This window comes from Streptomyces sp. NPDC000880 (genome assembly GCF_053599675.1).
Map to the genome: position 1 here is coordinate 1 of NZ_JBSFMS010000003.1, position 12,887 is coordinate 12,887.

Sequence of the window (12,887 nt, forward strand, 5' to 3'; positions counted from 1 at the left end):
GCGCGCTCAGGCCGGGATCGACCTCACCATCATCGGCAGTCCGGTCGGCGCCGGCGCGTTGGCGCGCAGCCGGGCGACACCGTGCTGATCGCCGGCAAGGGCCATGAGCAGGGCCAGGACATCGCCGGCGTGGTCCGCCCCTTCGACGACCGCCAGGTCCTCCGCGCCGCCATCGAGAACGCTGCAATCCATAAAGACAGTGGGATGAAGTAGTGATCGCCCTCTCCCTCGCCGAGATCGCCGAAATCGTCGGCGGGCAGTCGTACGACATACCGGACCCGGCCGTGCGGGTCACCGGCCCCGTCGTCATCGACTCCCGCGCGGTGCGGCCCGGCAGTCTCTTCGCCGCCTTCGCCGGCGAACACGTCGACGGCCACGACTACGCCGAGCGCGCCGTCGCGGGGGGTGCGGCAGCCGTGCTGGCCACCCGCCCCGTCGGCGTACCCGCGATCGTCGTGCCCGACGTCACCGCCGCCCTCGGCGCCCTCGCGCGCTCCGTAGTCGAACGCCTCGGCACCACCGCGATCGCGCTCACCGGCTCCTCGGGCAAGACCAGCACCAAGGACCTCATCGCTCAGGTCCTGGAGCGCAAGGGCCCCACGGTCTACCCCGCGGGCAATCTGAACAACGAGATCGGTCTGCCGCTGACCGCGCTGCGGGCCGCCGAGGACACCGAGCACCTCATCCTCGAAATGGGCGCCCGCTACATCGGCGACATCCGCTACCTCACCGGTCTCGTCCCGCCGAAGGTCGGCCTCGTACTGAACGTCGGCACCGCCCACATCGGCGAGTTCGGCGGCCGCGAGCAGATCGCCGAGGCCAAGGGCGAGATCGTGGAGTGTCTGCCGAAGGACGGCGTGGCCGTCCTCAATGCCGACGACCCTCTCGTACGCGCCATGGCGTCCCGCACAAAGGCCCGGGTCGTCCTCTTCGGAGAGGCCGCGGACGCCGACGTACGCGCCGAGAATGTCCGGCTCACCCAACTAGGACAGCCCGCCTTCACGCTCCAAACCCCCACCGGGTGCAGTGACGTGACCATGCGGCTGTACGGTGAGCACCACGTGTCGAACGCGCTCGCCGCGGCCGCCGTCGCCCATGAGCTGGGCATGTCCGTCGACGAGATCGCCCTCGCGCTCTCCGAGGCGGGCACCCTCTCCCGCTGGCGCATGGAGGTCACCGAGCGTCCGGACGGCGTGACGATCGTCAACGACGCCTACAACGCGAACCCCGAGTCCATGCGAGCCGCCCTGCGTGCGCTCGCGGCCATGGGCAAAGGGCGCCGTACGTGGGCGGTGCTCGGCCAGATGGCCGAGCTCGGCGACGAAGCGCTCGCCGAGCACGACGCGGTCGGACGGCTCGCCGTCCGACTCAACGTCAGCAAGCTCGTCGCAGTCGGGGGCAGGGAAGCGTCCTGGTTGCAACTGGGCGCCTATAACGAGGGTTCGTGGGGTGAGGAGTCGGTGCACGTGTCCGACGCGCAGGCGGCGGTCGACCTGTTGCGCAGTGAGCTGCGTCCGGGAGACGTCGTGCTGGTGAAGGCTTCCAGATCGGTCGGGCTGGAGCGGGTCGCACAGGCGCTTCTCGAGGGTGAGGGTGCCGTCCGATGAGGCAAATCCTCTTCGCGGGAGCCATCGGGCTCTTCCTGACCCTGGTCGGCACCCCGCTGCTGATCAAACTCCTGGCCCGCAAGGGATACGGGCAGTTCATCCGGGACGACGGCCCGCGCAGCCACGGCAGCAAGAAGGGCACGCCCACCATGGGCGGCATCGCCTTCATCCTCGCCACGCTCATCGCGTACGCCCTTACCAAGGTGATCACCGGAGAAGACCCGACCTTCTCGGGCGTGCTGGTGCTCTTCCTGATGGCCGGCATGGGCCTGGTCGGCTTCCTCGACGACTACATCAAGATCGTCAAGCAGCGCTCGCTCGGTCTGCGGGCCAAGGCGAAGATGGCCGGCCAGCTGATCGTCGGTATCGCGTTCGCCGTGCTGGCGCTGCAGTTCGCCGACATCCGCGGTCAGACCCCGGCCTCCACCAGGCTGTCGTTCGTCACCGACTTCGGCTGGTCCATCGGCCCGGTGCTGTTCGTCGTCTGGGCGCTGTTCATGATTCTCGCGATGTCCAACGGGGTGAATCTGACGGACGGTCTGGACGGTCTGGCCACCGGCGCGTCGGTGATGGTCTTCGGCGCGTACACCTTCATCGGGCTCTGGCAGTTCCAGGAGTCCTGCGCCAACGCGGTGACGCTGACCAACCCCAACGCCTGCTTCGAGGTACGAGATCCGCTCGACCTCGCGGTCGTCGCCTCCGCGCTGATGGGCTCCTGCTTCGGATTTCTGTGGTGGAACACCTCACCTGCCAAGATCTTCATGGGTGACACCGGTTCGCTCGCACTCGGCGGCGCGCTCGCGGGTCTGGCGATCTGCTCCCGTACGGAGCTCCTGCTCGCCCTCCTCGGCGGTCTGTTCGTCCTGATCACCATGTCCGTGGTCATCCAGGTCGGCTCCTTCAAGATGACCGGCAAGCGCGTCTTCCGCATGGCACCCCTCCAGCACCACTTCGAACTCAAGGGGTGGTCCGAAGTCCTTGTGGTCGTCCGGTTCTGGATCATCCAGGGAATGTGCGTGATCGTGGGTCTGGGCCTCTTCTACGCGGGATGGGCAGCCGACAAGTGAGCACCTGGCAGGGCAAGAAGGTCACCGTCGCGGGTCTGGGCGTGAGCGGCATCCCCGCCGCCCGGGTACTGCACGGCCTCGGAGCCGTCGTCACGGTCGTCAACGACGGGGACGACGAACGCTCCCGTGCGCAGGCGGCCGAACTGGAGGCGGAGGGAATCACCGTCCGCCTCGGCGACGGTGCGACCTTGCCCGCCGGGACGGAACTCATCGTCACCACGCCCGGCTGGAAGCCGGACAAGCCGCTCTTCGCGGCCGCCGCCGAGGCGGGCGTCCCGGTATGGGGCGACGTCGAACTGGCGTGGCGGCTGCGGGGGCGGGACGGTAGAAAAGCAGTGCCCTGGCTCGCTGTGACCGGCACCAACGGCAAGACCACGACCGTACGGATGCTCGCCTCAATCCTCGAGGCCGCGGGCCTGCGTACGGCGGCCGTCGGCAACATCGGCGTCTCGCTGCTCGACGCGGTCCTCGGCGAGGAGACGTACGACGTACTCGCCGTCGAACTCTCCAGCTACCAGCTGCACTGGGCGCCTTCGCTGCGCGCCCACTCCGCCGCCGTGCTCAACATCGCGCCGGACCACCTCGACTGGCACGGCTCCATGGAGGCGTACGCCGCCGACAAGGGCCGGATCTACAAGGGCAACACCGTAGCCTGCGTCTACAACGCCGCCGACAAGGCGACCGAAGACCTGGTGCGCGAGGCGGACGTCGAGGAGGGCTGCCGGGCGATCGGCTTCACCCTCGGCACACCCGGGCCCTCCCAGGTCGGAGTCGTCGAGGGGATCCTGGTCGACCGCGCCTTCGTGGACAACCCGAACAAGCAGGCCCAGGAGCTCGCCGAGGTCGCGGACGTCAACCCGCAGGCTCCGCACAACATCGCCAACGCGCTGGCGGCCGCGGCGCTGGCCCGTGCGTACGGCGTCGCGCCCGCCGCCGTACGCGACGGACTGCGCGCCTTCCGCCCCGACCCGCACCGCATCGAGAAGGTCGCCGACGTCGCCGGTGTCGCGTACGTCGACGACTCCAAAGCCACCAACACCCATGCCGCGGAAGCGTCCCTGGCGGCTTACGATCCGATCGTGTGGATCGCCGGCGGCCTGGCCAAGGGCGCGACCTTCGACGAACTCGTCGAGAGGTCGGCGAAGCGCCTGCGCGGTGTCGTACTGATCGGCGCGGACCGCGCACTGATCCGCGAAGCCCTGGCGCGACACGCCCCGGAAGTCCCGGTCGTCGACCTCGACCGGACAGACACTGGGGCGATGTCGGCGGCGGTCCTGGAAGCAGCGAGGCTCGCCCGGCCGGGGGACACGGTTCTGCTGGCCCCGGCCTGCGCCTCGATGGACATGTTCGCCAATTACAACAAGCGAGGCGAGGCGTTCGCGGACGCGGTCCGCGCACTCGCCGCCGAGTCCGCCTGACCGGCCCGGCCCCCGTGCGAGCGTCCCGGGGCCGCCCGGGATTCCGGCGCCGCGCCAGGCACGACTGGAGGGGACAGCGACCATGCCCGCCGACGACACCGCCCCGGACCGCCCGGGGCAGGCCCTTCCCGCAGCAGCGGGCCTCGCCCCCGGACCGCGCATGCCCTTCGGGCATCGCCGGGTCTGGGGCGGAGCCCCAGTCGGGCTCGGGCCCGCTCTCGCAGGCCCGGGGCCGGCCCACGCCGGGCTCGCCCTGCGCAGCCGGGCCGGGGGAGCCGTGCGTCGCACGCCCGTCGCCGGTGGCGCCCGCGGGCCCAGCGATCCGCGGCAGCCCCGGGGCAGTGGCGTACGACGGCTGTACGAGCAGGCGCGCCGGACCTGGGACCGCCCGCTGACCGGCTACTACCTGATTCTCGGCAGCAGCCTGCTGATCACTGTGCTCGGTCTGGTGATGGTCTACTCCGCCTCGATGATCAAGGCGCTCGAGCTGTCGCTCCCGGCCTCGTACTTCTTCCGCAAGCAGTTTCTCGCCGCCGTCCTCGGCACCGGCCTGCTGCTGCTCGCGTCCCGGATGCCGGTCAAGCTCCACCGGGCGCTTGCCTACCCGCTCCTGATGGGCACCGTCTTTCTGATGGCGCTTGTCCAGATCCCCGGGATAGGGCATGCGGTCAACGGCAACCAGAACTGGATCTACCTCGGCGGACCGTTCCAGCTCCAGCCCAGTGAGTTCGGCAAGCTGGCACTGATCCTGTGGGGCGCCGATCTGCTCGCGCGTAAGCAGGACAAGCGGCTGCTGACCCAGTGGAAGCACATGCTGGTGCCGCTGGTCCCGGTCGCCTTTCTGCTGCTCGGCCTGATCATGCTCGGCGGCGACATGGGTACGGCGATCATCCTCACCGCGATCCTCTTCGGACTGCTATGGCTGGCCGGAGCGCCCACCCGGCTGTTCGCGGGGGTGCTGGCCGTCGCCACTCTCGTCGGTGTCATGCTCATCAAGACCAGCGAGAACCGGATGTCCCGGCTCTTCTGCGTCGGCGCGATCGACCTCGGTCCCCAGGGCGAGTGCTGGCAGGCCGTCCACGGCATCTATGCTCTTGCCTCCGGCGGATGGTTTGGTTCCGGCCTCGGTGCAAGTGTGGAAAAATGGGGTCAACTCCCCGAACCCCACACCGATTTCATCTTCGCCATCGCGGGTGAGGAACTGGGGCTTGCGGGGACGCTGTCGGTGCTCGCACTCTTCGCGGCTCTAGGCTATGCGGGTATCCGCGTGGCCGGACGCACGGAGGACCCCTTCGTGAGGTATGCCGCGGGAGGCGTGACCACCTGGATCACGGCACAGGCCGTGGTCAACATTGGTGCGGTGCTCGGTCTGCTGCCGATCGCCGGTGTCCCGCTCCCGCTGTTCTCCTACGGGGGATCAGCCCTGTTGCCGACCATGTTCGCGGTCGGGCTGCTGATCGCCTTCGCGCGAGAGGATCCCGCCGCGAAGGCGGCCCTGGCCATGCGGCGGCCCGGGGTGAGATGGAAGACGATGAGGCGGCGCGTCAAGAAGCGTCCGTCCGGAGAGCGGTGAATTTCGGTGCATGTCGTACTCGCCGGTGGGGGGACCGCCGGCCACATCGAGCCCGCGCTCGCCCTCGCGGACGCCCTGCGCAGGCAGGACCCGGCCGTGGGAATCACGGCCCTGGGCACGGAGAAGGGACTCGAGACCAGGCTCGTGCCCGAGCGCGGCTACGAGTTGGCGCTCATCCCCGCCGTTCCGCTGCCGCGCAGGCCCACCCCTGAGCTGATCACCGTCCCAGGAAGGCTGCGCGGCACCATCAAGGCCGCCGAGCAGATCCTGGAGCGTACGAAGGCGGACTGCGTCGTCGGCTTCGGCGGCTATGTCGCGCTGCCCGGCTATCTGGCCGCCAAGCGGCTCGGCGTGCCGATCGTGGTCCACGAGGCCAACGCGCGCCCCGGCCTGGCCAACAAGATCGGGTCGCGGTACGCCGCGGCCGTGGCCGTCGCCACGCCGGACAGCAAGCTGCGCAACTCCCGCTACATCGGCATCCCGCTGCGCCACACCATCGCCACCCTTGACCGCGCACGGGTGCGCCCCGAGGCCCGTGCCGCCTTTGGCCTGGACCCCAACCTGCCGACGCTGCTGGTCTCCGGCGGCTCACAGGGCGCCCGCCGCCTCAACGAGGTGATCCAGCAGATCGCGCCGGTGCTTCAGCGCTCCGGCATCCAGATCCTGCACGCGGTCGGCCCGAAGAACGAACTGCCGCGCGTGGACAACATGCCCGGTATGCCGCCCTACATCCCGGTACCGTACGTGGACCGCATGGACCTCGCGTACGCAGCGGCCGACATGATGCTCTGCCGCGCGGGCGCGATGACCGTCGCCGAGCTCTCCGCCGTCGGGCTCCCCGCCGCTTACGTACCGCTGCCGATCGGCAACGGCGAACAGCGGCTGAACGCCCAGCCGGTGGTGAAGGCCGGCGGCGGACTGCTGGTCGACGACGCCGAACTGACCCCCGAGTGGGTCCAGGGCAATGTCCTTCCGGTGCTCGTCGACCCGCACCGGCTGTACGAGATGTCCCGTGCCGCCGCCGAGTTCGGCCGCAGGGACGCCGACGACCTGCTCGTCGGCATGGTGTACGAGGCGATCGCTGCACGCCGCCAGGCGTAAGAAGGGCAGGGGAGCGTGGCCGGACCGACTACCGCCGAACGCTGGGCGGGCAAGTCCCCTGGCGGGAGCGCGGGGTCGGCCGGCCCGCCCCGCCAGGACCCCCCGGCCCGTCGGCTGCGCCTCCCCGGCCGCCGCGCGCTGCTGATCGCCGCCGCCGCGATCCTGCTCATCGCGGGCGGAATCTGGGTGCTTTACGGCTCCCCGTGGCTGCGCGCCGAGCGCGTCACGACATCGGGCACTGAGGTTCTGACATCTGACGAGGTGACGTCCGCGGCCGCTGTCCCGATCGGTGCGCCGCTGATTTCCGTCGATACGGACGCCATTGAGGCCCGTCTCAGGCATAAACTGCCCCGTATCGACTCGGTGGATGTCGTTCGGTCATGGCCGCGCGGGATCGATCTGAAAGTGACCGAGCGAAAGCCCGTGCTACTTATCGAAAAGGGCGCAAAGTTCATCGAAGTGGACGCGAAGGGCGTCCGGTTCGCCACGGTGGACGAGGCCCCCAAGGCTGTTCCGCTGCTCGAATTGACAGTGGATCAGTCCCCGAGTCTGCGCCGTTTCGGCCCCGACCGACTCCTCGCCGAGGCGGTACGCGTCAGGGGCGAACTCCCCGGAGAGGCCGTCGCGGACACAAGAGCCGTCACGGTCCACTCATACGACTACATCACCGTGGAGTTGAGCCGGGACCGTACGGTTGTCTGGGGCAGCGCGGAGGACGGTCAAGCGAAGGCGCGCGCGCTCACCGCACTGATGAAAGCCGCGCCGAAGGCCCGGCACTTCGACGTGAGCGCGCCCACCGCCCCTGCCGCGTCGGGGAGTTGACGCCCAAATGTGCTGGCCAACACCCTGGTTGGTCAGCGCAACGGCTGATCACATAGGGTGAAAAGAAAAACGGGAGGTTCGGCGTGTTCGTTGAACGGGCGCCACTTGTCGACTTAGTGTCCTGTTCGGAAGAGTCCAGCGAACAGACACATTGGTAACCCTAAACTTCAACGTTAGGGTTTGGGTCGGCGTTTCGGACCGTCCCATCGGCATCCGTCGTCGCAGCGCGGCAACCAACGCGAAGCGACGACACGTAACTCGAGGCGAGAGGCCTTCGACGTGGCAGCACCGCAGAACTACCTCGCAGTCATCAAGGTCATCGGTGTCGGCGGCGGTGGTGTCAATGCCATCAACCGAATGATCGAGGTCGGTCTCAAGGGCGTCGAGTTCATCGCGATCAACACTGATGCGCAAGCCCTGTTGATGAGCGACGCCGACGTCAAGCTCGACGTCGGTCGTGAACTCACTCGCGGCCTGGGGGCCGGAGCCAACCCCGCAGTCGGTCGCAAGGCGGCAGAGGACCACCGTGAGGAGATCGAGGAGGTCCTCAAGGGGGCCGACATGGTCTTCGTCACCGCCGGCGAAGGCGGCGGCACCGGAACCGGCGGCGCACCCGTCGTCGCCAACATCGCGCGCACGCTGGGCGCCCTCACGATCGGCGTGGTCACCCGCCCGTTCACCTTCGAGGGCCGCCGCCGGGCCAACCAGGCGGAGGACGGTATCGCTGAGCTCCGCGAAGAGGTCGACACCCTCATCGTGATCCCGAACGACCGCCTGCTGTCCATCTCGGACCGCCAGGTGAGCGTGCTGGACGCCTTCAAGTCCGCGGACCAGGTGCTGCTGTCCGGTGTCCAGGGCATCACCGACCTGATCACCACCCCCGGCCTGATCAACCTCGACTTCGCCGACGTCAAGTCCGTGATGTCCGAGGCGGGATCGGCGCTCATGGGCATCGGCTCGGCCCGCGGCGACGACCGCGCGGTGGCCGCTGCCGAGATGGCGATCTCCTCGCCGTTGCTGGAGGCCTCCATCGACGGCGCCCGCGGGGTGCTGCTCTCCATCTCCGGCGGCTCGGACCTCGGTCTCTTCGAGATCAACGAGGCGGCCCAGCTGGTCAGCGAGGCCGCCCACCCCGAGGCCAACATCATCTTCGGCGCGGTCATCGACGACGCCCTGGGTGACGAGGTACGGGTCACGGTCATCGCGGCCGGCTTCGACGGCGGACAGCCGCCGACCCGCCGGGAGACGGTTCTCGGCTCCAGCGCGAGCAAGCGCGAGGACTCGCCCGCTGCGTCCCGCTCCATGGAGAGCTCGCGTTCGTCCGGCCTCGGCACCGTGCCGACCCGCGAAGAGCCCTCGGCCCCGGCCGAGCCCGCTCCGGTCGGGAACGACCTCAACTCCCCGGTCTCCGGACACGCGGTGCCGCCGGCCCGTCCGTACCAGGACAGCCAGGCCGAAGAGCTGGATGTCCCGGACTTCTTGAAGTGACAGTGCGGCACGACGCGATACACGAGAGCGGCGCGCACTTCGCCTTCACCGACCGGTGGGGCGGGGTGAGCGCCGTTCCGTACGAGGGGCTCAACCTCGGCGGAGCGGTCGGCGACGACGCCGCGGCCGTACTGACCAACCGCGCGATCGCAGCGAAGCAACTCGGGCTCGACCCGGACGAGGTCGTCTGGATGAACCAGGTCCACGGCAAGGATGTCGCCGAGGTCGACGGGCCCTGGGGCGACGGGCCGGTACCGGCGGTGGACGGTGTGGTCACCGCACGGCGGGGGCTCGCCCTCGCCGTGCTGACGGCGGACTGCACCCCCGTACTGCTGGCCGATCCGGTCGCGGGCGTGGTGGCCGCCGCGCACGCGGGCCGTCCCGGAATGGTCGCGGGGATCGTGCCCGCGACCGTCGAGGCGATGAAGTCGCTGGGCGCGGAGCCGGGCCGGATCATCGCCCGTACCGGACCCGCCGTCTGCGGACGCTGCTACGAAGTCCCCGAGCAGATGCGGTCAGAAGTGGCCGCGGCCGAACCGGCGGCCTGGTCCGAGACCAGCTGGGGCACCCCGGCCGTCGACGTCACCGCCGGAGTCCACGCCCAGCTCGAAGCGCTCGGGGTACGCGACCGGCAGCGCTCGCCGGTGTGCACACTGGAATCGCTGGACCACTACTCGTACCGCCGCGACCGCACCACCGGGCGGCTGGCCGGATATGTCTGGCTGGCTGTGCCTTCCCGGGGGACAACCCCCGGACCCCCGGCAGGAGAGACCCGAGCATGACGGACCGCAGAACCGAACTCGCCGACAGTCTGACGGCAGTGGAGGAACGTATCGCCTCCGCCTGCGCGGCCGCCGGCCGCAAGCGGGAGGAGGTGACCCTCATCGTGGTCACCAAGACCTATCCGGCGAGTGATGTGCGGCTGCTCCATGAACTCGGTGTGCGGCATGTGGCCGAGAACCGTGACCAGGACGCTGCACCGAAGGCCGCAGCCTGCTCGGATCTGGACCTCCGCTGGCACTTCGTCGGACAGTTGCAGACCAATAAGGTCCGTTCCGTGGCGAGTTATGCCGATGTCGTGCAATCTGTCGACCGGCTCAAGCTCGTCAACTCGCTGTCCGCCGCAGCGGTTCGCGCGGAGCGCGAGCTCGGCTGCCTGATCCAGGTGGCGCTGGACGCGGAGTCGGGCGAGCGGGGAGAGCGCGGCGGCGTCGCACCGGACGGCATCGATGAGTTGGCCGCCGTGATCGACGGCGCACCGGGACTGCGGCTGGACGGTCTGATGACTGTGGCGCCGCTCGCCGGACCGTACGCGGGACGGCAACAGGCGGCGTTCGAGCGGCTGATGGAATTGTCATCCAGCCTGCGCGCCGGGCATCCGGCTGGGAACATGGTGTCAGCAGGGATGAGTGCGGACCTCGAACAAGCAGTGGCGGCGGGAGCGACACATGTGCGCGTCGGCACTGCGGTACTCGGAGTCCGACCCCGGCTCGGGTAACGTCGCGAAGCAAGTCGGACCACAGCAGAAAATATGGTCATTCCCGTCACAATGCGGGCAGACCGAGTGGATCGCGGGCACTTGGTGACGAATGCCGATCCACCACAGAGCGGAGGACTCAGAGAATGGCCGGCGCGATGCGCAAGATGGCGGTCTACCTCGGCCTCGTGGAGGACGATGGATATGACGGCCGGGGTTTCGATCCCGATGACGATTTCGAACCCGAGCCGGAGCCGGAGCGGGACCACCGGCGGCACCAGCCCCCGCACCAGGTGGAGCGGGAAGAGCCGGTGCGGATGATGCAGCCGCCCGCGCAGCGCGAGCCGGTTCCGCTTCCCGCTGAAAGTGGACGTCCTGCGCGAATCGCCCCCGTGGCATCTATCACACCTGAACGTCCGAGCCTGGAGAAGAACGCACCGGTGATCATGCCCAAGGTCGTGTCCGAGCGGGAGCCTTACCGCATCACCACACTGCACCCACGGACCTACAACGAGGCCCGTACCATCGGGGAACACTTCCGCGAGGGCACCCCGGTGATCATGAATCTCACGGAGATGGACGACACCGATGCGAAGCGACTTGTCGACTTTGCCGCGGGACTCGTCTTCGGTTTGCATGGCAGCATTGAGCGGGTGACGCAGAAGGTGTTCCTGTTGTCGCCTGCTAACGTCGATGTCACGGCGGAGGACAAGGCCCGCATCGCAGAGGGCGGGTTCTTCAACCAGAGCTGAGAAATACGAGACCGGAACGACCGGCCACAAGGCCGGTGACACGAGAGCCAGGGGAGAGGGAAGCGCGGGATGGGCGTCGCTTTGGATGTGGTCTACATCGCGCTGATGTGCTTCCTGGTCGTGCTGATCTTCCGGCTGGTCATGGACTACGTCTTCCAGTTCGCCCGCTCATGGCAACCTGGCAAGGCGATGGTGGTCGTTCTGGAGGCCACCTACACTGTCACCGATCCACCGCTCAAGCTTCTGCGGCGGTTCATTCCGCCGCTGCGTCTCGGGGGCGTGGCACTAGACCTGTCCTTCTTCGTTCTGATGATCATCGTCTACATCCTGATCTCTGTCGTGAACAGCGTGGGGAACTGATGTGAGCGATACGGTCTTGCCGACTGCCGACGACTACGTAGAGGTGAAGAAGAGATGCCGCTGACCCCCGAGGACGTGCGGAACAAGCAGTTCACGACCGTCCGCCTCCGAGAAGGCTATGACGAGGACGAGGTCGATGCCTTCCTCGACGAGGTCGAGTCCGAACTGACCCGCCTGCTCCGCGAGAACGAGGACCTGCGCGCCAAGCTGGCCGCGGCGACCCGTGCGGCCGCGCAGAACCAGCAGCAGCAGGGCATGCGCAAGCCGCCGGAGCAGCAGGACGGCCGAGGCCCGGGGGCGCCGGTGCCCGCCGCCATATCCGGACCGCCGGTCCAGCAGCAGCCCCCGCAGATGGGTCCTCCCCAGCTGCCCGGTGGTGCTCCGCAGCTGCCCGCCGGCCCCAGCCACGGTGGCCCCAGCCACGGCGGCCCGCAGGGCCCGCACGGCCCCGGCCCGATGCAGGGCGGTCCCATGGGTGGCCCGATGGGCGGCCCCATGGGCGGTCACGGTCCGCAGATGCCGCAGCCCGGTCAGGGCCCCGGCGGCGACAGTGCCGCGCGAGTGCTCTCGCTGGCGCAGCAGACCGCCGACCAGGCGATCGCGGAGGCCCGTTCCGAGGCCAACAAGATCGTCGGCGAGGCGCGCAGCCGCGCCGAGGGCCTGGAGCGCGACGCCCGCGCCAAGGCGGACGCTCTTGAGCGGGACGCCCAGGAGAAGCACCGCGTCGCGATGGGCTCGCTGGAGTCCGCGCGTGCCACGCTGGAGCGCAAGGTCGAGGATCTGCGAGGCTTCGAGCGCGAGTACCGCACCCGGCTGAAGTCGTACCTGGAGAGCCAGTTGCGTCAGCTGGAGACTCAGGCGGACGACTCCCTGGCCCCGCCGCGCAGCCCGTCCGCTCCTTCGCTGCCGTCGGCCCAGTCGATGGCTCCGGCCGGTGCGGGTGCGATGGGTCACACCATGGGCGGCAACCAGTCGATGGGGCAGCCGATGGGTGGCAACCCGTCCATGGGCGGAGCCCCTTCATACGGTGGTGGCCAGCAGCAGATGTCCCCGGCGATGACCCAGCCGATGGCACCGGTGCGGCCGCAGGCTCCGCAGCCGATGCAGCAGGCGCCGTCGCCGATGCGAGGGTTCCTGATCGACGAGGACGACAACTGACGGCGGGTCGCGCGTATCGCGCGTAGCCGTCGGCAGGCTGAAAGGCCGGGCCCGGGACTGATGT

13 protein-coding genes are annotated in these 12,887 nt (G+C 69.1%); all 13 read left to right on the forward strand.

Annotated features, from left to right (window positions below):
* The coding region (locus ACWDO5_RS01660; protein ID WP_450527474.1) for a hypothetical protein at positions 1–213 on the forward strand (213 nt) is incomplete at its 5' end.
* Positions 213–1,607 (forward strand): UDP-N-acetylmuramoyl-tripeptide--D-alanyl-D-alanine ligase, encoded by a 1,395-nt coding sequence (locus tag ACWDO5_RS01665; protein WP_450527476.1) that lies wholly within the window; start codon positions 213–215, stop codon positions 1,605–1,607. The genes ACWDO5_RS01660 and ACWDO5_RS01665, both read left to right, overlap by 1 nt.
* Positions 1,604–2,674, forward strand: a complete 1,071-nt coding sequence (gene mraY / locus ACWDO5_RS01670) for a phospho-N-acetylmuramoyl-pentapeptide-transferase (protein WP_450527478.1) — start codon at positions 1,604–1,606, stop codon at positions 2,672–2,674. The genes ACWDO5_RS01665 and mraY overlap by 4 nt, the downstream gene beginning before the upstream one ends.
* The gene (murD, locus tag ACWDO5_RS01675) at positions 2,656–4,092 is read left to right on the forward strand and encodes a UDP-N-acetylmuramoyl-L-alanine--D-glutamate ligase (protein WP_450527480.1); all 1,437 of its coding nucleotides are present in this window, start codon (positions 2,656–2,658) and stop codon (positions 4,090–4,092) included. The genes mraY and murD overlap by 19 nt, the downstream gene beginning before the upstream one ends.
* An 82-nt stretch (positions 4,093–4,174) precedes the next feature.
* Positions 4,175–5,665, forward strand: coding sequence for a putative lipid II flippase FtsW (gene ftsW / locus ACWDO5_RS01680; protein ID WP_450527481.1), 1,491 nt, complete (start codon positions 4,175–4,177; stop codon positions 5,663–5,665).
* 6 nt (positions 5,666–5,671) lie between these two features.
* Positions 5,672–6,766 carry an undecaprenyldiphospho-muramoylpentapeptide beta-N-acetylglucosaminyltransferase gene (murG, locus tag ACWDO5_RS01685; protein WP_450527483.1) on the forward strand — a complete coding sequence of 365 codons (1,095 nt, stop codon included), beginning with the start codon at positions 5,672–5,674 and terminating at the stop codon, positions 6,764–6,766.
* A gap of 15 nt (positions 6,767–6,781) precedes the next feature.
* Positions 6,782–7,588, forward strand: a complete 807-nt coding sequence (locus ACWDO5_RS01690; RefSeq protein ID WP_450527485.1) for a cell division protein FtsQ/DivIB — start codon at positions 6,782–6,784, stop codon at positions 7,586–7,588.
* A gap of 279 nt (positions 7,589–7,867) precedes the next feature.
* Positions 7,868–9,076: a cell division protein FtsZ gene (ftsZ, locus tag ACWDO5_RS01695; RefSeq protein ID WP_450527486.1), complete on the forward strand. Its 1,209-nt coding sequence runs from the start codon at positions 7,868–7,870 to the stop codon at positions 9,074–9,076.
* Positions 9,073–9,858 (forward strand): peptidoglycan editing factor PgeF, encoded by a 786-nt coding sequence (gene pgeF / locus ACWDO5_RS01700; RefSeq protein ID WP_450527487.1) that lies wholly within the window; start codon positions 9,073–9,075, stop codon positions 9,856–9,858. Before ftsZ ends, pgeF begins: the two co-directional genes overlap by 4 nt.
* Positions 9,855–10,574, forward strand: coding sequence for a YggS family pyridoxal phosphate-dependent enzyme (locus ACWDO5_RS01705; protein ID WP_450527489.1), 720 nt, complete (start codon positions 9,855–9,857; stop codon positions 10,572–10,574). Before pgeF ends, ACWDO5_RS01705 begins: the two co-directional genes overlap by 4 nt.
* A gap of 125 nt (positions 10,575–10,699) precedes the next feature.
* Positions 10,700–11,305 (forward strand): cell division protein SepF, encoded by a 606-nt coding sequence (locus ACWDO5_RS01710; protein WP_450527490.1) that lies wholly within the window; start codon positions 10,700–10,702, stop codon positions 11,303–11,305.
* A gap of 69 nt (positions 11,306–11,374) precedes the next feature.
* Complete coding sequence (locus tag ACWDO5_RS01715) at positions 11,375–11,665, forward strand: YggT family protein (protein ID WP_356228355.1); 291 nt, start codon at positions 11,375–11,377, stop codon at positions 11,663–11,665.
* Between the two features lie 54 nt (positions 11,666–11,719).
* A complete protein-coding gene (locus tag ACWDO5_RS01720; RefSeq protein WP_450527492.1) occupies positions 11,720–12,823 on the forward strand; it encodes a DivIVA domain-containing protein in 1,104 nt (367 codons plus the stop codon).
* The last annotated feature ends 64 nt before the right edge of the window (positions 12,824–12,887 follow it).